Source organism: Nonomuraea angiospora, from assembly GCF_014873145.1.
Taxonomy (GTDB): domain Bacteria; phylum Actinomycetota; class Actinomycetes; order Streptosporangiales; family Streptosporangiaceae; genus Nonomuraea; species Nonomuraea angiospora.
Window position 1 is genome coordinate 5,628,011 of the sequence record NZ_JADBEK010000001.1, and the last position, 20,342, is coordinate 5,648,352.

The window sequence follows — 20,342 nt, forward strand, 5'->3', positions numbered from 1 at the left end:
TTGAGCAAATGCCGTCTACGCCACACTCGGCTCCGTAAGCAGAAGAAAGGTGCACGATGCGGGTGCTGGTGGTTGAGGACGAGCCGCTGCTCGCCGACGCGATCGCCGAGTGGCTGCGCGAGGAGACCCACGCGGTCGACCTGGCGCACGACGGCGAGGCCGCGCTGGAACGGATCGCGGTCAACGACTACGACGTGGTCGTGCTGGACCGCGACCTGCCGCGCGTGCACGGCGACGACGTGTGCCGGGAGCTCGTCGCGTCCGAGCGCGACGCGCGGGTGCTGATGCTGACCGCCGCCGTCCAGCTCGACGACCGGGTGACGGGGCTGTCCCTGGGGGCCGACGACTATCTGTCGAAGCCGTTCGCGTTCCCCGAGCTGGCCGCGCGGGTCCTCGCGCTGGGACGGCGCTCGCGCCCGGCCGCGCCGCCGGTGCTACGCAGGGCCGGGATCACGCTGGACCCGGCACGCAGGGAGGTCTTCAGGAACGGGCGGTTCGTCCCGTTGTCGAAGAAGGAGTTCGCCGTCCTGGCGGAGCTGATGCGGGCGAACGGCACCGTGGTCTCGGCCGAGCGGCTGCTGGAGAAGGCGTGGGACGAGCACGCCGACCCGTTCACGGGCGCGGTCCGGCTCACCATTCTCAAGCTGCGCCGCAAGCTCGCCGACCCGCCGGTGGTGGAGACCGTGCCGGGTGTCGGGTACCGGATCGCATGAGCTTCCTGAGGCGGCTCGTACGGCCGCGGCCCACGCTGCGGCTGCGGCTCACCCTGTTGTACGGCGCCCTGTTCATGCTCGCCGGGCTGACCCTGCTCGGCGTCACCTATCTGCTGTTCAACCAGCAGCTGACGCAGTCGTTCGAGAGCCGGTTCATCGCCCCGCCGGGCAAGTCCAAACAGCTGTTCTTCGTCCAGGACGGCGTCGAGCTCTCCGGCGAGGCGGCGTACGAGTGGATGCGGCAGCAGGAGCTGGAGCTGCGCGGCGCGGCCATCACGTCACTGCTCACGCAGGGCGTGATCGCGCTGGTCGTGGTCGGCGGCGTGGCCGTCTGGCTCGGCTGGGTGGTCGCCGGGCGGGTGCTGGCCCGGCTGCACCGGGTCACCGAGACGGCGCGCAGGATCGCCGCCGCGCCCATGGCCGAGCGCGGGCTGCACGAGCGGATCGCGCTGGAGGGGCCGGACGACGACGTCAAGACGCTCGCCGACACGTTCGACACCATGGTGGAGCGGCTGGACCAGTCCTTCGACGGGCAACGCAGGTTCGTGGCGAACGCCTCCCACGAGCTGCGCACGCCGCTGACGCTGAACCGGGCGCTGGTCGAGCTGGCCATGCACCGCCGTACGGCCTCGGCGGAGATCAAGGAGCTGGGCGAGAGCCTGCTGGAGATCAACGCCCGCCACGAGCGGCTCATCTCCGGGCTGCTGCTGCTGGCCAGGTCGGAGCAGGAGATCACGGACCGCTCCCCGGTGGACCTGGCCGACGTGGTGACGCACGTGGTCAGGCAGACCGCCGCGGACGCCCACGACTCCAAGGTCACCGTGTACGAGGTCGCCGCGCAGGCGCCCACCGTCGGGGACGCCCTGCTGCTGGAACGGCTGGTGCACAACCTGGTCGAGAACGGCATCCGGCACAACCTGGACGACGGGACCGGGTGGGTGCGGGTGGTGAGCCGGATCGTGTCCGGCGACTCGGGCAGCTCGGGCAGCTCGGGCAGCTCCGGCGGTTCGGGCGGCTCCGGCGGCTCGGGCGGCTCCGGCGGCTCGGGCGGCTCCGGCGGTTCGGGCGGCTCCGGCGGTTCGGGCGGCTCGGGCGGGAGAGCCGAGGTCGAGGTCAGCAACACCGGGCCCGGCGTGCCGCCGTACGAGATCCCTCAGCTCTTCAAGCCGTTCCACCGGCACGGGGCCGAGCGCGTGATCACGGCCAGGAGCGCGGGGCTGGGATTGTCGATCGTACGGTCGGTGGCGTTGGCGCACGGCGGTGACGTCCGGGCGCAGCCCCGGGAGGGCGGCGGCCTGGTCGTGACCGCGTCCCTGCCGCTCATCCCCCACTGACTCGATACTGTCGGGTGTCATGGAGATCTGGATCAATCCGGCGTGCTCGAAGTGCCGCTCCGCACTGTCCATCCTGGACGCGGAGGCCGCCGAGTACACCGTGCGCCGCTACCTGGAGGACCCGCCCGACGAGGCCGAGATCCGCGCGGTCCTGGCCCGGCTGGGGCTCGAACCATGGGACATCACCAGGACCGGCGAGGCGCGGGCGACCGAGCTCGACATGGCCACCTGGCCGCGCGACGCGGAGGCCCGTGACCGGTGGGTCCGGGCGCTGGCGGAGAACCCGATCCTGATCCAGCGACCGATCATCACGGCCGACGACGGGACGACGATGATCGCCCGCTCCGAGGAAACCGTCCGCTCCGTGCTCCCCTGACCGTTTCCCCGCAGACCACCGCCGACCCCGGTCAGCACCGCCAGGGGAAGCGCACCACCGCCACCCCTGGTCAGCGTCGTAGACCACCGCCAACCCCCGTATGGATCGCCCGGTCGTCAGTTGACGCAGTCCTGCGTATTGAGGCCGAGCGCCAGCTCGTAGACCTTGCCCTTGGAGAGCAGGAACGAGTAATAGGCCTTGGAGTTGCCGGGAACGCCCACGTACGGGTAACCGCTCGCCGCCGTCTTGACCCCGGGGTACGCCTTCTTGATCTGCGTCATCGTGGAGCCGAGGCCGATGCCCTCGGGCGTCTTGACACCCTTCGCGGCGAAGATCAGGGCCACGCCGCGCTTCTTGGAGATGTACAGGCCCACGTTGTCCTTGCCGCTGGGCAGGGCCTTCAGGTCCCAGCCCGCGCACGAGCCCGCCTCGCCGGCCTTCTTGAGCACGACCGCGCCGGTCGCCTTGGCCTGCTTCTCGCTCATGCCGAGCCGGACCTTGCCGTAGCCGTACGGCCCCAGCGTGGTCTTGGCGGACTGAGCGGACGCGGACTGGGCGAACGCGGGCGCGCCGGCGGTGAGCAGTGCCCCGCCTGCCAGGACCGCCACAAGCACCTTCATCACGATGATCTCCCCTGTGTCGAACGGTACGCATGCTTCGAGTGGCGGACCCGGCAGAAAGTTCATCCGGTTTCCTCACGGATGCGCCACACCGGCGGCCCGAGCAGGCTCCCGGCGGTGACGACCACGGCCACCACGGCGCCCGCGCTCAGGACGGGCCCGCTGCCCAGCAGCGCCGCCGCGGGACCCGCCAGGCCCATGCCGACGGGCGCCGCCACGAGGGCGCCGAGCATGGTGACGGAGGTCGCGCGGGCGACGAATTCCTCGGGGAGGTGGCGCTGGATCGAGGTGGTCTGGAGGACGTTGTAGACCACCACCTCCATGCCGGCGGCCGCCGCCGCGAGCGCCAGTAACCAGAGCGGGGCGGGGATCGCCAGCAGCGCCGGGAGCGGGGCCATCAGGAGGAAGAAGAGGAGCGCCGCGACCACGGGCCGCCCCGGCCGCCAGCGGGCGCCTGCGAAGCCTCCGGCCAACCCGCCGACGGCGTACGCGATGCCGATGGCCGACCAGGCGGGCGCGCCGCCGAGGTGCTGGTCGGCGACGTACGGACCGAGGACCAGGATCGGGGAGACCACGAGCATGTTCGTGAGCGCGCTGTGGATCGTCCACATCCACAGCCACCGGTGCCGCGAGAACTCCGCGAAGCCGCCGCCGATGCCGGCCAGCACACCGCCGCTCGGACGCGGTCGTCCCGCCTCGATGGGCAGGCGGTACAGGAAGGCCGCGCTCACCAGGAACGTCAGCGCGTCGACCAGGATGGCCCAGCCCGGCCCGACCAGCGCCACCAGGGCTCCGGCGGCCCCCAGCGCCAGGATCGACGCCGCGCTCCTGGAGATCGAGATCAGGGAGTTGGCCGCCTGCACGTGCTCCCTGCCGGCCAGCCCGGTGACGAGGCCCGCCGCGGCCGGGGTGAAGAACGCCGCTCCCACGCCGGCGATCAGCTGCAGGACGATCAGCATCCAGAGGTGCGCGGCACCGGTGAGCAGCAGGACCGCCGTGATGCCGTGTGCGGCGAAGCGCGTCAGGTCAGCGAGCAGCATCACGGTCCTGCGGGAGAACCGGTCGCCGACCGCGCCACCCAGCAGGGTCAGGAGGATGACGGGCAGCCGGGTGCTCAGGACCACGATCCCCAGGTCCACTGGTGATCCGGTGAGGTGCAGGACGGCGAACGCGACCGCCAGCGGGGTCAGCGAGTCGCCGAACGCGGAGGCGGTCTGACCCAGGTAGTAGCGCCGGAACCCCCTCGCCGCCAGCGGCGCGAACATCGAACGCGACCGCGCCGAGGCCGGGCCGGTGTCAGGCGCCGCGAGGTGGCGAGCGGCGTCTGCGGCGGGATGGTGGGTCTCGCATGCGGCGGGATGGTGGGTCTCGCATGCGGTGGGGTCGAGCGGCTGGGGCTCGGTTGTGCTCCGGTGGCTGCGATCGGACACCGTGCCCCCTTTCGACGCGCGCGCGTGGCATCGGCACCGCCCCTGGTCGCCGGTGCCGGTCCGAAGATCCGGGGACACTCTGCCAGGCCGTACCGACAGTTTCGGGGTGGTCAGGCCGGGGCGTAGTGCGCGTTGACGGCGGGCTGGCCGGTGTAGTTGGGGCCGGCCTGGTCGTCCGCGCCCAGGTAGCGGTACGGGAGGTCGAGGCGGATGCGGCCCCGGCAGCTGATCCTCCTGGTACGCCCGTCGTACGTCATCCCTTGCGAGCGCAGGGCGTTGGTCAGGCGGCGGCCGGCGGGGGCGCCGTCCGGGAGGCGGATGCTGCGGATGTCGAAGTTGGCGACGAAGAGGCCGTCTTCGGTGAGCCAGTCGGCGGCCTTCGCCAGGAGCGCAAGCTTGTCGCCGATGTAGTGCAGGCCGTGCACGCAGGTGATGAGGTCGAACGGGGCATCGGGGCGCCAGGTGGCGGCGGAGGCGGCGATCAGTCGCAGTCGTGGCGGTCTCGGCGGGCAGGCGAAGAAGTCGACCAGGTCCACGCCCACGATCTCGGCGTCCTGTCCGAGCTGTGCGGCGGCCTCGTTGAGGGCGTTCGCCGTGCCGCAGCACAGGTCCAGCCAGCGCGCCGGGCGGGCTTTCGTGGCGCGGAGCACGTCGATGACGTCGATGCCGAGCTCGCGGTTGTAGGAGGGGAGGCGGCGTTCGCGGTTCATCAGGCTGTTGGCCACGACGGGCGAGTCCTCCAGCTCGTCGTCCATGGTCAGCGGCATGATCGCACCCTTCTGGCCGCGCCCCGGGCTACCGGAAGGTTTCCGACAGATCCGGAACTTCGCCACAAATCCGCATGCAGTCGCTATCGTACGTAACGATCACCCGCCCCCGCCTCAGGAGTCACTTCTCTCATGCCGCAAGTCGAACCGCTGCGGGAGGATGACCCAGCGACAGTAGGGGCATACCGCCTGTACGGCCGGCTGGGCGCGGGCGGCCAGGGGACCGTCTACCTCGGGCAGGCCCCCGACGGGAGCCCCGTGGCGGTCAAGGTGCTGCGCGAGGGTGCGGGGTTCGACGACAGGCTGGCGAAGGAGATCGCCGCCGCGCGGCGGGTGGAGCCGTTCTGCATCGCGCAGGTGCTGGACGCCTCGCTGGGCGGCCCACGGCCGTACATCGTGACCGAGTACGTGGAAGGCCCCTCCCTCCACCAGGCCGGCCGCCACAGCGGGGCCGACCTGCAACGGCTCGCCGTCGCCACGGCCACCGCGCTGGCCGCCATCCACCAGGCGGGCATCGTGCACCGGGACTTCAAGCCCGCGAACGTCCTGCTCGGGCCCGGCGGGCCGCGCGTCATCGACTTCGGCATCGCCCGGGCCATGGACGACGCCCTCACGCATACCAGCAGCATCGTCGGCACGCCCGCGTACATGGCGCCCGAGCAGCTGGCGGGGCAGTCGGTGGGGCCGGCGGCGGACGTGTTCGCCTGGGCGTCGGTCATGGCGTGGGCGGCCAACGGGACGCCGCCGTTCGGGCAGGACACGCTGCCGGCCATCATCAACCGCATCCTTCACAACGAACCCCAGCTCGGCGACCTCCCGCCTCCGTTACGGGGCATCGTGTACGACTGCCTGGCCAAGGATCCGCATGCCCGGCCGACGATGCGGGACGTCATCCTGCGGCTGTTGAGCGGGCAGAACTCCGGGGGGCAGCACTCCGGGGGGCAGCACTCCGGGGGGCAGCACTCCGGGGGGCAGGGCTCGATGCCCGGAGTCCCCCAGGGGGTGGGGCCCGGTCCGATGCCAGGAACCGCATGGGGGCCAGGGCAGGGTCAGGTGCCGGGCCAGATGCCGGGGCACGGGTCGAGGCAGGGTCAGGTGCCGGGGCAGGGGGCGGTGCCAGGCCACGGGCCGGGGTCAGGCCACGGGCCGATGCCGGGGCCAGGGCGGGGTCAGGTTTTCGGGTCTGGGAACGGGCCGATGCCGATGCAGGGGTCGGTGCCCGGGCAAGGCCCGATTCCCGGGCCGGGCCACGGGCCGGGGCAAGGACCGGCGACTGGGCCAGGGCGGCGGAGGACGGCTGGGCGGCGGGTTGTGCTTCCGGTGGCCGTAGGGGTGTCGGGTGTCATGGTGGTGGCGCTGGTCGGCGGCGTTGTCTGGCTTGCCCCCTGGTCGAAGCAGCCCGTCCAGGCGTCGTTCGCCGCCGATCAGCCCAGCCCGTCCGCCACCACCAAGACCACGCGGCCCCCGGCCACGAAGACTCCGTCCCGGAAGATCCGCAAGACCACCCCCGAACCCACCCCGAAGATCACCCCCAAGGCCACACCCACGACACCGGCGGCGACGCCCACCCCCAAGCGCACCACGGCGCGTCCCACCGTGACTCCCACCCCCACCAAGACCACCAAGAAGCCGGTCGCGAACGCCAGGGTCAGCATCCTCGAGATCGAGCTGTTCGGCGGCCCTGGCCAGAGTCAGGGAAGCGGCTGCTACATGCCGCCGATCCACTTCCAGACCAACGTGGAGGCGACCCGGCAGGAGGTGTGGGTCTCCTACACGTGGCTGCTGGACGGCAAGGCGGTCTCGCGGAGCAGGTCGTGGGTGTCCAAGGGCGGGTACACCGCGTTCGCGTCGACCTCCGGCCAGTACATGCTCAAGGCCGGACGCCACACGGTCGCCCTCAAGGTCACCTCCCCATCGGCGGCGCAGAAGAGCGTGTCGTTCAACGTCTGTGCCATCCCGACATGATGACGCCGGAGGCCATCGGCCCGTATCGGGTGGTCAAGCAGCTCGGCGAGGGCGGCCAGGGCGTGGTCTACCTGGCCACCGCACCCGACGGCACCCCGGTGGCCGTCAAGGCGCTGCACGAGGGGCTGCCGGGTGACGGCCGGTTCGCGAAGGAGATCGCGGCCGCGCGGCGGGTGGAGCCGTTCTGCATCGCGCAGGTGCTGGACGCCTCGCTGGGCGGCCCACGGCCGTACATCGTGACCGAGTACGTGGAAGGCCCCTCCCTCCACCAGGCCGGCCGCCACAGCGGGGCCGACCTGCAACGGCTCGCCGTCGCCACGGCCACCGCGCTGGCCGCCATCCACCGGGCCGGCGTCGTCCACCGGGACTTCAAGCCCGCGAACGTGCTGCTCGGACGCGACGGGCCGCGCGTCATCGACTTCGGCATCGCCCGGGCCATGGACGCGGCGCTGACCCGTACCAGCAGCGTCGTGGGGACGCCCGCCTACATGGCGCCCGAGCAGTTCATGGGCGCCGCCGCGGGTCCGGCGGTGGACGTGTTCGCGTGGGGGGCCGTCATGGTGTACGCGGCCACGGGCGCCCCGCCGTTCGGCAACGACTCCGTGCCCGCGGTGCTCAGGCGGATCCAGTACGAGGAGCCGCAGCTCGGCGGGGTGCCGGAGCCGCTGCGCTCGATCGTGTACGCCTGCCTGGCCAAGGATCCGGCGGCCCGGCCCGCCATGCACGACGTCCTCTTCCAGCTGATCGGCGGTCAGGCGCCTCCTCCGTCTCCAGGCGGTCCGGCAGGTCCGCCGGCCTCGGGCTCAGCACCCCTGGGCTCAGGGCACGCGGGCCCGGCGGCGTTTCCCGGTCCGGCGGCGTCTCCAGGAGCGGCGGCGTTCCCAGGCGGCCCGGCGCACGTGGCCGCCCCAAGCCCGGCGTACCCAGGAGCGGCGGCGTTTCCGGGGCCGGTCGGGTTTCCGGGAGGGTCCGCGCATGGGGCCGGCCCTGGTCAGGTGCCTTTCCCTGCCGGACCAGGGCCAGCGCATAGGGCCGGCCCTGGTCAGGTGCCTTTCCCTCCCGGACCCCATGGGCCGGGCCCGAGCCGGAGGGGGCCCGGGCAGTATCCCGGCGGGCCGTTTCCGCACCAGCCGCCGATCGCCCACCTCCAGACCAACCCCGGACGGGCGGCCTCCGGCAACGGGCGCGTCCTCGCGTTCCTGGCCGGCGGGACCGCGGTCGTCGTGACCGGTGCCGTGGTGGCCGCCTGGGCCTGGGCGCCGTGGTGGCCCGGCCGGGCCACCACCGCCAACATCGTCACGGCCTCCACCCCGACCGTCTCCGACCCGGGCACGGGGGCGAAGGGGTCCGCCAAGACCCCGCACCCCTCCAAGACCGCCAAGACCCCGAAGACCCCGAAAACTCCCAAGACCTCCACGACCCCCAAGGCCACCGCCCCGACCCGTCCCACCGCCGAGCCCACGGTCAGCCGAACGACCGAGCCCACCACGAGGCCCAGCACCTCCAAACCGACCGAGCCCACCACGAGGCCCAGCACCTCCAAACCGACCGCGACCAGCGGCGGCGGGGTGAAGTCGGTGACCTTCCGGTTCGAGGGCTACAAGCTGAGCGACTGCTGGCGTAACGACACGAACATCTGGGCCACGGTCTCGGCCACGGGCACCTACAGCTACCGATGGCTCGTCAACGGCCAGAACCAGGGCAGGCAGGAGGGCACGGCGTCGTCGAAACCCCTGCTGCCGTCCATCACGTGGAAGGGCGCCGGCACGTACAACGTCGTCTTCGAGGTGGTCACCCCCACGAGCTTCAGGAAGAGCGCCACGGTGAAGATCTGCAGCAACAGCGAGAGCTGGGGCGAGGAGTGGCCGGACTAGCCTCGGCCCTTGGCCAGCAGCTCCTCGAACGTGGTCGCGGGGTGGCCGGTGAGCGTGGGGATCCCGTCGTCGACCCCCTCCAGCTCACCGGCGGCGATGGCCTCGTACGTCGACACCCACGCCGCCACCTGCCACCCGGGCGCGTTGTAGCCGCGCCGGGACTCGTACGCCTCTTCGACCGTCTCCGGGTGGTACGTGATCGTCCGCCCGGTCGCCCTGGTCAGCGCGGCGGCCACCTCGTCCAGCGTCAGGGCCTGCGGCCCAGTGAGGTCGTAGGTCGCGCCCTCGTGCGCGCCCGGGTCCAGCAGGACGGCGGCCGCCGCCTCCGCGATGTCGTCCTGGGCCACCGCCGCGACCCGCCCCTGCCCGGCCGGGCCGCGGATCACGCCGTCCTCCCCCGCCATGCCCGGCAGGAAGTCGGCGTACAGGTTGTCACGCAGGAAGGTGAAGGGCAGGCCGCTGTCTCAGATGTGCTGCTCGGTGGCCCAATGGTCGCGCGCCAGTGTGAACGTAGCGTCCGGGGCGGCACCGTAGAACGAGATGTACACCAGGTGGTCGACCCCGGCGTCGCGCGCGGCGTCCACGAAAGTGCGATGCCGGTCGAGGCGGTCGGCGCTCTCCGACGCGGACACGAACAGCACGGTCGAGGCCCCTTCGAGGGCCCGCCGCACCGCGCCGGCGTCGCCGTACTCGGCGCTGACCGCCCTCGCGCCCGCGAGCGGGGCGACGCGGCCGGCCTGCCGTGAGACGAGCCGCTGCTCGGCCCCGGCGGCGGCGAGCAGCGCGGCCACCCGCCCGCCGAGGCGGCCGGTGGCACCGGTGGTGACGATGAGGCCCATGCCGTCACCCTATTGCGTCCGGAGCTGTCAACCAGGCGTCCCCGTGCCCCGTCTCCTCATGGTCCCCATCCGTCGCAAGGAGTCGCCGTGCGTGTTCTGCTGCTCGTCCCAGCCGCCACCCTGTTGCTCTCGTCCGCCCCCGCCCAGCCCGACGTCGTGGAGTACGCGTGCAAGGTCCGCGCCACGGGCCAGACGCAGGACGTGAAGGTCGAGGTCGAGCTGACGGTGCCCACGGACGCGCAGGTGGGCGAGGAGATGGCCATCGGCTGGCAGGGCTCGTACGTGGAGGGCTCCGAGTTACGCGCACCCACCACGGGCCTGGGGGACGACCTCAACCTGTACGCGTACGCGGGCATCAGCGGCATCGACAAGCTGACGTCGGCCACCGGCGTCGCCGCGATCGGGCCGATCATCCCCGGGGCACCCGTCCCACTCCCCGCGACGACGGTCAACCTGAAGACGAGATCCAAGAACCCGGGCACCGGCACCGTGCACGCGGCCTCCATCAACTTCGGCACCAGCTCCAGCGACCGCGCGATCGAGTGCGAGGTCAAGGACAAGGACGCCCTGACGAAGCACCCCCTCACCATCCCGGGAACCGGCGACACCACGAGCCCCAGTGACAGCGCCAGCGAGAGCCCCAGTGACAGCCCCAGCCCCGGCGAGACGGAGACGAAGACCAGGACCCCGGCGGGCGCGGCCGACACGGGTGGCGGTGGTGAGGCGGGGCCCGATGGGCGGGTGCTGGTGGGAGTGGGGTCGCTGCTCGTCCTCGCCTCCGTAACCGGCCTGGTCCTGCGGCGACGCAGGCTTGTAGCGGGCTTGTAGCGGCCCTGTAGGACCTGGGCTGATCGTTTACGGCAGAGGGGCGCAAGGACAAGGCCCCCGGTCCCGAACAACGAGGGAGAGTCCCATGGTCAAGACCGTTCGCCGGTACGCCAAGTACGCCATCAGCACGCTGTCGACCGCGGTTTTCGTCCTCAACGGCTGACACCCAGGTGTCCCCCGGGCGCTCCGGGCCTGGGGGACACACTGCACCATCGCGACAGGAGGGCGAGGCGTGTTCGGCACAGCGGTGCGGCAACTGGGCTACGCGTGGACGATGATGTCCGGCCGCAGGTTCCGGATCAAGGACGTGCGGGCGCTGGTGGAGGACACGCGGGCGACCATGGAGGCGTTCGGGTCGCCCGGCGAGGGCTCCGACGACATGCTCGCCGCCGCCGACCCGGAGATTCAGGAGGACCTCACGAAGCGGCGCCTGCGCCGGACGATCCGGCACGCCCGCGCGGAGGTCCCGTACTACCGCGGCCTGGAGTCGGACGACCTGGCCGGCATCGCGCCCACCCCCAAGCAGGCGCTGCGCGGCATGTCCGCCGCGTTCGTCTCCGAGCTGGCCCGTCCCGCCGTGCTCGCGCACACGACCGGCACGACCGGCAGCCCCACGCTCGTGTGGTTCTCCGCGTACGAGATCGAGCTGATGTCGTCGATGGCGGCGCTCGCCGCGATGCTGAACGGCGGCCTGCGCTCCGAGCACCTGTGGGCCAATGCCATCAGCTCCCGTTCCATCGCCCAGATCGTGGCCGAGCGGGCGGTGCCGATGACGGGCGCGGGCTTCGTACACCTCGGCATGATCGACCCGCGCGCCACCCTCGACCGGCTGGCCACCCCGATGCACGTCCCCGGCAAGCAGCCCCTCATCACGCACCTGAACGTGACCGCCTCCTATCTGGCCGCGCTGGTGCAGGAGGCCGAGCGCGGCGGCTGGAGCCCGCGCGACTTCGGGCTCGTCGAGGTGACGTCCGGCGGCGAGGTGCTCACCGACGCGCTGCGCCTGCGGGCGGAGGAGGCCCTGGGGGCCAGGGTCTACGACGGCTACTCCATGACCGAGGTCGCGCCCGTCACCGGGCGGGTCTGCGACGACGGTCACCTGCATCTCCCCGCCGACCAGGGTCTGATCGAGGTGCTCGACCCGGTCACCATGGAGCCCGCCGGGCCGGACGCGCTCGGCGTCCTGGTCATCACCCCCTTCTCCACCTTCCGCGACACCACGCTGCTGCTGCGCTACGTCACCGGCGACCTGGTCAGAACCCTGCCCGAGCCGCCCACGTGCGCGCTGGCGGCGATCCCGGCGACCTCCCGCATCCTGGGACGCGCGGTGGACGGCGACGTGACCACCCGTGACGTGCTGGACCTGCTGCAGGCCGAGCACGCGCTGCCGCTGCCGACCAGGTTCGCGGTCGAGGACGGGATCCTGCACGTCGTGTCGGGCAAGGACGACCCGGCGCTGCTCGGCCGGCTGGAGGAGCGGGCCGCCGCGACGAAGCTCGAGGGCATCGTGCTGGTCGAGAGCCCCGACGACCTGCCGCGCCCCTGCCACGTCCGGGCGGACCTGATCGAGCAGAGCTTCGAGCACGCCGCGCACCTCCCGATCGGAGTCCGATGACCGCGCACGTCCTGGGCCTGCACACGCTCATCGCGCTGACCGTCGCGCTGGCGGCCCTGTTCCTGTCCCGGTACGAGATCCCGCGCCCGCCGGTCGGCAAGTTCGTCGGGTCCGACATCGCCGTCATGATCGTGGCGCTGGTGGCGATGCCGTTCGCGTACCTGCACATCCCCGTCGGCGTCGTCGTGACGGTCTTCGGCGTCGTGGTGTTCACGCTCACGCAGCTCACGCTGGCGCCGGTGCTCGGCGGGCGGACGGCGGCGATCGCGGCGGCGGTGCTGGTCGGCGGCGACGTGGCCGCGTACTTCGCCGGCTGGGAGCCCGCCGTCCTCGTGCTGAACGACGTGGCGGTGATCCTGCTCGTCGTGGGGGTGGTCAACCTCTGGGTCCAGACGGCCGTCACCCCGGCCCAGGTGGCCGCCCTGGCCGCCGCGCTGACCTGCTACGACACGCTCGCCACCGGGCTCAGCTCGCTCACGCTCGACTTCGTGGCGCGGCTGGACGGGCTGCCGTTCGCGCCGGTGCTGGCCACCCGCTACGGCGCCGACGCCTCGCTCGTCGGGCTGGGCGACTGCCTCATGCTCACGTTGTGGCCGCTGGTGGCGTACAAGAGGTACGGCAGGCGCGCCGGCTGGCTGGCCGCCGGGATCGACGCCGCGCTGCTGGCCGTCGCGGCCACGGCCTTCCTGGCCGGGAGCGGCGCGATCCCGCTGCTGACCCCGCTCGGCCCGCTCATCGTCGCGCAGTGGCTCTTCTGGCGCACCCGCCCCGTCCCGGCGCCGTCGCGGCCGGTGGTGGAGCGGGCGCTGGGCGAGGCGATCCCCGCGGGCGTGTGGGTGGCGCTGGCGGACGGCGAGATCGTGGGCGAGGGCCCCACGCCGGGAAGCGCCCGGCGGGCGGCCCGGCAGTCGGGCCTCGAGACCGTCCCCGTGGTGCGGCACCGCCCCGCCGAATGACAGGTCAGTCCTGGTCCGCGCTCAGGAAGTCCTCGACCTGGGCCCGTTCCGGCCCGCTCTCGAACAGCTCGGCCGACTGGCGCCACACCGCCGCCGCGCACGGGTGCTCCCCCAGCTCGGCGTACGCGCGGCCGAGCTCCCTGAGCACGCGGGCCCGCCAGGTCGGCGGCCCGCCGGGGCCGAGCCCGTCGCGGGCGGTGACCAGCAGGCCGAGCGCCTCCGCGGCGCGCCCCTGCCGCAGCCGCACCTCGCCCAGCGCGTACGTGGCCAGCGCCTCCCCCAGCCCGTCCCCGCACTCGCGGAAGAGCGACCTGGCCCGGTCGAGCGCCTCCACGGCCTCGTCGAAGCGCCCGAGCGCCCCCAGCGCCTCACCGAGCCTGCGCAGCCCCCTGCTGGCCGCGACGCGGTCCCCGATCAGCTCGCTGATCACCAGGCTCTCCTGGTAGCACCACACGGCCTCGGCCACCTCGCCGTGCCGGTAGCGGGCGATGCCCAGGGCCCGCAGCAGGTCGCCGCGGGCCCGCCGGTCCTCCCCCGTCCTGGCCAGCCGCTCCTGGCAGAGCCGCACCGCCTCGCCGTACCGGCCCAGCTCCATGTGCATGTAGACGGGCCACGTCCAGGCGTAGTCGAGCCCGCCCTCGTCGCCCAGCTCCTCCAGCAGGGCGATGGCCCGGTGCGCCTCCTCCAGCCCCTCCTCGAACAGCCCGGCCCCGTGGAGGCAGGCCGCCCGGTTGATCAGCGCGTACGCGGCCCCGTGCGAGTCCCCGATCCGCAAGCAGTCCTGATATATCCGGCCGAAGTGCTCTCCCGACGGCCCGTAAGCCCCGCGCGACAGCGGCACCCCGGCCAGCAGCAGCTCGGCCCGCAGCGCGATCCGCTCGCTCGGCGCCGCCGCGATCACGATCCGCTGCAGCCGCTCCACGTCGTCGAAGAACCCCTCCAGGTTCAGGTACGCCGACAGGTGGTGCGCCAGCTCGGCCGCCTCCTCCGCCATCCCCAGCTCGACGGCCGCCGACACGCTGTGGACGAGCGTCCTGCGCTCCGCGGCCAGCCACGCGATCCCCACGCCGTCCATCCCCTCCGCCTGCGGGAAGGGCGGCGCCGTCGGGATGGGCAGGTCGCTGGTGGCCGCCCTGAGCCGGCGCAGGCACTCCCGCACGTGCCGAGTCAGCGCCGCCCGCTGCTCCTGCGGGTCGTCCTCGACCCGGGCCCGCTCTTCGGCGTACACGCGTAACAGGTCGTGCAGGCGGTAACGCGGCTGCCCCGCCCCGTCGACCTCGCCCGAGTCGAGCATCCCCCTGGCGACCAGCGTCTCCAGCGCCGCGTCCGTCTCCAGCCCGGACGAGCCGAGCAGGGCCGCCGCCGACCACTCGGCGATGCTCCCCAGGTCGGCCAGCCCGAGCAGCCTGAACGCCCGCCGCGCCGGCTCCGGCAGGGCCGCGTAGCTCTCCCCGAACGTGCTCCGCACGTCCAGCCCGCCCACGATCAGCTCGTCGAGCCGCCGGTCCTCCAGCCTGCTGGCGAACACGCCGACCGGCCAGGCCGGGCGGATCGCCAGCCGCGCGCCCGCGACCCTGATCGCCAGCGGCAGCAGCCCGCAGGCCTTCAGGATCGCCCGCGCGGCCTCCGGCGCGGCGCGGAAGCGCGCCCCGCCCGCCACCCGCTCAAGCAGCAGCCGGGCGTCGTGCTCGCCGGGCAGGTCGAGCTGCAGCCGGGTGGCCCCCTCCAGGGCGGGCAGCCGCGACCTGGACGTCACCAGCACGCAGCTGCGCGCGGTGCCGGGCAGCAGGTGGCGCACCTGCGTCTCGTCCTGGGCGTCGTCGAGCACGATGAGCACGCCCATGTCGGCCAGGCGCTGCCTGAGCAGGCTCGCCCGCTCCTCCAGCGGCCCCGGGACCAGCGTGCCGTCCACGCCCAGCGAGCGCAGCAGCTCGCCGAGCAGGTCCTCCGGCCGCCGCGGGCCGGCCGCGTCCCGGCCCAGCCGCAGGAAGACCTGCCCGTCGGGGTAGTCGGCGCGTAACAGGTGCGCCGCGTGCACGGTGAGCGTGGTCTTCCCCACTCCGGGCAGCCCCGACACGACCACGATGGGCGGCGACATCCGCTCCGGCCGGGCCCGCGCGGCGGGGAGCAGCACGTCCAGCTCGGCCTTGCGGCCCACGAAGTCGGAGGTGTCGGCGGGCAGCTGGCACAGCGGCACGCGCTGGGAGACCGTGGCGCTCGGCGCGGGGTCGCCGGCCAGCAGGGCGGCGTGCAGGTCGGCCAGCTCGCGGCCCGGCTCGATGCCCAGCTCGCTGCTGAGCACCGCGCGGGCCTGGCGGAAGGCGTCGAGCGCCTCGCTGCGCCGCCCGCTCCTGTGCAGGGCCAGCATGAGCTGTGCCCACAGCCGCTCGCGCAGCGGGTGGCCGGCGACCAGCGTGCGCAGCTCGACCACCAGGTCTTCGCCGCCGAGCTCCAGCCGGACGTCGATCCACTCGGACCTGGCCAGGAGGAGCTGCTCCTCCAGCTCGGCGATCCTGGGCTCCATCGCGCTGCCGAGCCGGCTGTCCTCGGCCGGCCTGCCCCGCCACAGGGACACCGCCGTCTTGTAGGCCTGCTCCGCGGCCTGGTGCTCGCCCGCCTGCCGCGCGCGCCGCGCCCGGCGTACGACGTCCTCGAACGCGAGCAGGTCGAGCCGGTCGGGTGACAGCTCGCACGCGTACCCGGAGGGCTCCGTGCGCAGGCGCAGCGCGGTGCCGCTGACGACGCGGCGCAGCTGGGAGACGTAGGTCTGGAGGTTGGCCACGGCCGAGCGCGGCGGGTCGTCCCAGACGGCGGCGACCAAGCGCTCGGTCGAGATCACGACGTTGGGGTGGAGCAGCAGGACGCTCAGCACCGCGCGCTGCTTGGCGCTCAGCCGAACGGGCCCGTCCGCGCCTTGTACGCGCAAGGATCCCAGAATCGAGAAATCCATCGTGGCAGTCTCCCCGAGGCCGTCCGGACCCACGACGCAGTACATCCCTTGCCGGATGTTTTGGCAACTGCCGACCTTGACGGGTCTAGTTTGATGTCATGGGATATCTGCCGATCGGCGAACATGGGCTGATCGGCGACCTGCGAACGGTCGCCCTGGTCGGCACGGACGGCACGATCGACTGGTACTGCTGCCCGCGCTTCGACGCGCCGAGCGTGTTCGGGTCGATCCTGGACGCCGAGCGGGGCGGCTGTTTCGAACTGGCCGCCGACCTCGACATCCGGACCAGGCAGTTCTACATTCCCGACACGAACGTGCTGGTCACGCGGTTCTTCGCGGACGAGGGCATGGCCGAGGTCCAGGACTTCATGCCGGTCGTCGAGGGGGAGACGCACGAGGCCGACCGGCACCGGCTGATCAGGCGGCTGATCTGCGTACGCGGCTCGCTGCCGTTCCGCGTGGTGGTCGCGCCCCGCTTCGACTACGCCGCGCAGGAGCACACCGTACGCATGCACGACGGCCGGGCCACGTTCGACTCGTCCGGGCTGTCCCTGACGCTGACCTCGACCGTGCCGCTGGAGAGCGACGGGCGTGACGTGCGGGCGCGGTTCACGCTCTCCGAGGGCGAGCAGGCCGTCTTCGCGCTCGACCGGACGGACTTGGGGCTCGGCCCGAAGTCGTGCGCGCTCGCCGAGGCCGAGCAGGAGCTGGCCGGCACGGTGCGGTTCTGGCGGTCGTGGCTGGCCGGCTCCCGTTACCGCGGCAGGTGGCGGGAGATGGTGCACCGCTCGGCGCTGACGCTGAAGCTGCTCACGTACGCGCCGACCGGCGGCATCGTCGCGGCCCCCACCACGAGCCTGCCGGAGCAGATCGGCGGCCCGCGCAACTGGGACTACCGCTACGTGTGGGTGCGCGACGCGGCCTTCTGCGTGTACGCGCTGCTCAGGCTGGGCTTCACCGAAGAGGCCGAGGCGTTCATGAACTTCCTGTCGAAGAACGTCACGCTCGGCCGCGGCGACCCGTCGGGCCCGCTGCAGATCATGTACGGCATCGACGGCCGCATCGAGTTCCCGGAGCGCGAGCTCCACCACCTGGAGGGCTACCGCGGATCAGCCCCGGTACGCGTGGGCAACGCCGCCGCCGGCCAGCTCCAGATGGACATCTACGGCGCCCTCATCGACTCCGTCTACCTGTACGACAAGTGGGGCCAGCCCATCTCCAGCGACCGCTGGGACGAGCTGTGCACGCTGGTCGACTGGGTCTCCGACAACTGGGACCAGCCGGACGAAGGCATCTGGGAGACCCGCGGCGGGCGCAAGAACTTCGTCTACTCCAGGCTCATGTGCTGGGTGGCCATCGAGCGGGCCATGCGCATGGCCATCCGCCGCGGGCTCCCGGCCGACATACCGCGCTGGCGCGAGGCCCGCGACGGCATCTACCGCCAGATCATGCGCAAGGGCTATTCGGCCACGCTGAACGCCTTCGTCCAGCACTTCGGCGAGGACGTGCTGGACGCGGCGGTGCTGATGATGCCCCTGGCCAAGTTCGTCTCGCCGATGGACCCGAAATGGCTGTCCACGCTCGACGCGCTCGCCGAAGGGCTGGTCTCCGACTCGCTGGTCTACCGCTACGACCCCGAGGTCAGCCCCGACGGGCTGCAGGGCTCGGAGGGCACGTTCTCGATCTGCACGTTCTGGTACGTCGAGGCGCTGGCCAGGGCGGGCCGGGTGGAGGAGGCTCGCAGGGTCTTCGACAACATCCTGAGCTACGCCAACCACCTGGGCCTGTACGCCGAGGAGATCGGGCGCTCCGGGGAGCAGCTCGGCAACTTCCCCCAGGCGTTCACCCATCTGGCGCTGATCAGCGCGGCCTTCAACCTCGATCACGCCCTGGGTTGACGCGTTCCGCTCCGGCAAACTGGGCGGATGACGTCGAGTGATCACGAACCGGCCACGCCGTTCGAGGAGCGGTTGTGGGCGGCGCACCGGGACGGGCAGGGCGCGCTGTGCCTGAGCCTGCTCCGCGACGCGGACCTGGCGCTGCCGATCACCGCCGCCGCGGCGGCCGGGACCGAGACTCCCGCGTGGGCGACCGCCGCCGACGGCGAGCGGACGTGGCTGCTCGCCTACACCTCCGTGGAGGCGATGCGGCTGGCCACCGGGGGCGTCGCCACGCACTGCCGCGTCCTGTCACTGGTCGAGCTGGCGGCCGGCTGGCCGGACCTCCGGTGGGGGCTGGCGATCAACCCGGGGCTGACGGCCGCCTTCCTGCTGGAGCCGGGGACGGTGGCCAGGCTGGCGGTGCCCACGCTGGCCCAGGACCTCGCGCTCGACCCCGGCTCGGGGGTGCCGGCGGTCCAGAAGCTGCTGTCCCCCGCCGCCCTCCACGACCTGCTGACCGGGGGCGAGCCGCGCGTCTCCGGCTACTGCCATCACGCCCTGGACGTCTCGCACATCGCGACGCCCGTCGTGCTCGCCGACGCGCTGGGGCAGCCGGACCTGCTGACCGAGAACGGCTCCTTGAACATCCTGCGCTGGCGCCCCGTCGGCCTGGCCGGCTACCGCACCCCCTACGGCGGGACCGACGAGGAGGGCAGGGCCGCGGTGGCGGGCTGGGTGATCGAGGAGCCGCCGTTCGTGGGGATGGGCCTGGTGCCGAACGTCGACCAGGTCATCCGCGAGTACAAGGTGTACGGCGTGGGCCTGCCGCACGGCGCGGAGATCTGGGAGCTCACCTCGGGAGGGACGGAGCACCGGCGCGCGATCTACCACGGCGACCTGGGGCGGTGGCTGCTGGTCGGGAGGCGGACGGGATGAGCCGGCACTTCTACCGGGCCCGCTGGCAGGGGGCGGACTACGTGGCCAGCCCCGAGCCGCACTCCCTGGAGCTGTGGATCCGGCTGCGCAGCCCCGAGCCGGCGGACGGGTTCGAGGAGGTCGAGCCCGGTTGCCACGTACGCCCGGTGCCCGCGTACGAGTGCACGGCCCTGCACTTCGTGACGACGGTGTGCACCTGGCGGGGCGAGCGCTTCCACGTGCACGACGAGCGTGACGGGCGGCTGCTGCTCGAATACCTGGGCGGATCCGCGCCCGCGGCGGTGGAGCTCGGGCTGGAGCGCGTCGAGCGGGGGGTGTACCGCCTCTGGGTGCCCCGGGGCGAGGTGACAGATCTCCACGAACACGCCGAACCACTAAATGTCGGGAAACAACACTTTTGAACACACTCTTGTCTCATGGTGTTCATGTGACGGAAACTAACTAGAAACGTGGAAGTTTCGTAAGAGGATTTCCCGTAGACGGGAGGCCTGGCTTCAGGGGGTGTCATGGAGTCGCTCGACCAGCCAGATTCGGCGGCGATGAGGGCATACGCCGACGAGCTGCGCGACATGTTCCGGCAGATCCAGGACGCCGGCATGGAGCTGCATGCCCAGGCCAGAGCGGTCCAGTTCACCGAGAAGTCGCGCGACGGCCTGGTGTCGGTCACGGTCGGCCCGCGCGGCGAGCTCGTTCGGCTCGACCTGGACCCGCGCATCTACCGGCGGCCCGAGGCCCGGCAGCTGGCCGACACGATCGTCGAGACGGCTCAGCGGGCGGCGGCCGGCGCCCGCGAGCGCGTCACGGAGATCCTCGAGCCGGTGATCCCCCGGGCGGAGCTCGAGGCGCACCTTGACGGCGACGTCGAAACCGCCCTGACGCAACTCGCCGAGCGGATGGAGGGTGAACGATGAGACTCTGGGACGGCACGCAGATCTTCAAGCCCAACGTGGACCGTGGGCTCTCGGAGTGGTCGGCGATGGCCGAGGACCTCGAACGCGAGTCGGCGAGGCTGGTCGCCCAGGTCCAGGAGGCGCTCGACGCCGCCCCGTGGGGTCCCGGCGCCGAGGGGGAGTCGTTCAGGGCCGCCCATTTCCGCAACGACGGCCCCAACCAGATGCTCACCCAGTGCACCCAGCTGGCCAAGGAGATCGCCGCCGCGGGAGGCGGGGTGCGTACGGCCGTCGACAACACCCTGAAGATGGACCTCGACATCAGGCGCGACATGGCGGCCGGGCGGGTGCGGGAGATCTGAGGCCCAG

General features: G+C 72.5%; 19 protein-coding genes. 13 read left to right on the top strand and 6 right to left on the bottom strand.

Annotation, left to right across the window (positions count from 1 at the left end; all coding sequences use genetic code 11):
* Positions 1-56: 56 nt before the first annotated feature.
* From H4W80_RS25530 to H4W80_RS25540, 3 genes are read left to right on the top strand one after another with little or no spacing between them, the layout of a single operon-like run.
* Positions 57-713 (top strand): response regulator transcription factor, encoded by a 657-nt coding sequence (locus H4W80_RS25530; protein ID WP_192787412.1) that lies wholly within the window; start codon positions 57-59, stop codon positions 711-713.
* Entirely contained in the window at positions 710-2,047 is a 1,338-nt protein-coding gene (locus H4W80_RS25535) for a sensor histidine kinase (protein ID WP_192787413.1), read from the top strand. Before H4W80_RS25530 ends, H4W80_RS25535 begins: the two co-directional genes overlap by 4 nt.
* 19 nt (positions 2,048-2,066) lie before the next feature.
* Entirely contained in the window at positions 2,067-2,423 is a 357-nt protein-coding gene (locus H4W80_RS25540) for an ArsC/Spx/MgsR family protein (RefSeq protein ID WP_192787414.1), read from the top strand.
* A gap of 116 nt (positions 2,424-2,539) precedes the next feature.
* On the opposite strand, the gene H4W80_RS25545 is transcribed toward H4W80_RS25540, so the two are convergent.
* From H4W80_RS25545 to H4W80_RS25555, 3 genes are all read right to left on the bottom strand, one after another.
* Entirely contained in the window at positions 2,540-3,043 is a 504-nt protein-coding gene (locus H4W80_RS25545; protein WP_192793730.1) for a hypothetical protein, read from the bottom strand.
* A gap of 62 nt (positions 3,044-3,105) precedes the next feature.
* Positions 3,106-4,473: an MFS transporter gene (locus H4W80_RS25550; protein ID WP_192787415.1), complete on the bottom strand. Its 1,368-nt coding sequence runs from the start codon at positions 4,471-4,473 to the stop codon at positions 3,106-3,108.
* A gap of 110 nt (positions 4,474-4,583) precedes the next feature.
* Positions 4,584-5,240 (bottom strand): class I SAM-dependent methyltransferase, encoded by a 657-nt coding sequence (locus tag H4W80_RS25555; RefSeq protein WP_192787416.1) that lies wholly within the window; start codon positions 5,238-5,240, stop codon positions 4,584-4,586.
* A 132-nt stretch (positions 5,241-5,372) separates the two neighbouring features.
* Here H4W80_RS25555 and H4W80_RS61065 point away from each other — a divergent pair, with 132 nt between their 5' ends.
* Positions 5,373-7,205, top strand: a complete 1,833-nt coding sequence (locus H4W80_RS61065) for a serine/threonine-protein kinase (RefSeq protein WP_225963658.1) — start codon at positions 5,373-5,375, stop codon at positions 7,203-7,205.
* Positions 7,202-9,079: a serine/threonine protein kinase gene (locus H4W80_RS25565; protein WP_192787417.1), complete on the top strand. Its 1,878-nt coding sequence runs from the start codon at positions 7,202-7,204 to the stop codon at positions 9,077-9,079. Before H4W80_RS61065 ends, H4W80_RS25565 begins: the two co-directional genes overlap by 4 nt.
* On the opposite strand, the gene H4W80_RS63765 is transcribed toward H4W80_RS25565, so the two are convergent.
* Entirely contained in the window at positions 9,076-9,483 is a 408-nt protein-coding gene (locus H4W80_RS63765; RefSeq protein ID WP_318787053.1) for a Rossmann-fold NAD(P)-binding domain-containing protein, read from the bottom strand. The genes H4W80_RS25565 and H4W80_RS63765 overlap by 4 nt on opposite strands.
* Positions 9,484-9,543: 60 nt before the next feature.
* Complete coding sequence (locus H4W80_RS63770) at positions 9,544-9,918, bottom strand: NAD(P)H-binding protein (RefSeq protein WP_318787054.1); 375 nt, start codon at positions 9,916-9,918, stop codon at positions 9,544-9,546.
* Between the two features lie 87 nt (positions 9,919-10,005).
* Here H4W80_RS63770 and H4W80_RS25575 point away from each other — a divergent pair, with 87 nt between their 5' ends.
* From H4W80_RS25575 to H4W80_RS25585, 3 genes are all read left to right on the top strand, one after another.
* Positions 10,006-10,746, top strand: coding sequence for a hypothetical protein (locus H4W80_RS25575; protein WP_192787418.1), 741 nt, complete (start codon positions 10,006-10,008; stop codon positions 10,744-10,746).
* A 232-nt stretch (positions 10,747-10,978) separates the two neighbouring features.
* Positions 10,979-12,361: a phenylacetate--CoA ligase family protein gene (locus H4W80_RS25580; RefSeq protein WP_192787419.1), complete on the top strand. Its 1,383-nt coding sequence runs from the start codon at positions 10,979-10,981 to the stop codon at positions 12,359-12,361.
* Entirely contained in the window at positions 12,358-13,317 is a 960-nt protein-coding gene (locus H4W80_RS25585; protein ID WP_192787420.1) for a hypothetical protein, read from the top strand. Before H4W80_RS25580 ends, H4W80_RS25585 begins: the two co-directional genes overlap by 4 nt.
* A gap of 4 nt (positions 13,318-13,321) precedes the next feature.
* Here H4W80_RS25585 and H4W80_RS25590 read toward each other — a convergent pair whose 3' ends face one another.
* Positions 13,322-16,243, bottom strand: coding sequence for an AfsR/SARP family transcriptional regulator (locus H4W80_RS25590; protein ID WP_192787421.1), 2,922 nt, complete (start codon positions 16,241-16,243; stop codon positions 13,322-13,324).
* Between the two features lie 122 nt (positions 16,244-16,365).
* Here H4W80_RS25590 and H4W80_RS25595 point away from each other — a divergent pair, with 122 nt between their 5' ends.
* The 5 genes from H4W80_RS25595 (at position 16,366) to H4W80_RS25615 (ending at position 20,335) form a co-directional block, all read left to right on the top strand.
* Positions 16,366-18,165, top strand: a complete 1,800-nt coding sequence (locus H4W80_RS25595) for a glycoside hydrolase family 15 protein (RefSeq protein WP_192787422.1) — start codon at positions 16,366-16,368, stop codon at positions 18,163-18,165.
* A 27-nt stretch (positions 18,166-18,192) separates the two neighbouring features.
* Positions 18,193-19,083 (top strand): SseB family protein, encoded by an 891-nt coding sequence (locus tag H4W80_RS25600; protein WP_192787423.1) that lies wholly within the window; start codon positions 18,193-18,195, stop codon positions 19,081-19,083.
* The gene (locus H4W80_RS25605; RefSeq protein ID WP_192787424.1) at positions 19,080-19,484 is read left to right on the top strand and encodes a hypothetical protein; all 405 of its coding nucleotides are present in this window, start codon (positions 19,080-19,082) and stop codon (positions 19,482-19,484) included. The genes H4W80_RS25600 and H4W80_RS25605 overlap by 4 nt, the downstream gene beginning before the upstream one ends.
* Positions 19,485-19,622: 138 nt before the next feature.
* On the top strand, positions 19,623-19,994 hold the full coding sequence (locus H4W80_RS25610) for a YbaB/EbfC family nucleoid-associated protein (RefSeq protein WP_225963659.1): 372 nt from the start codon (positions 19,623-19,625) through the stop codon (positions 19,992-19,994).
* A complete protein-coding gene (locus H4W80_RS25615) occupies positions 19,991-20,335 on the top strand; it encodes a hypothetical protein (RefSeq protein WP_192787426.1) in 345 nt (114 codons plus the stop codon). Before H4W80_RS25610 ends, H4W80_RS25615 begins: the two co-directional genes overlap by 4 nt.
* Positions 20,336-20,342 lie beyond the last annotated feature (7 nt).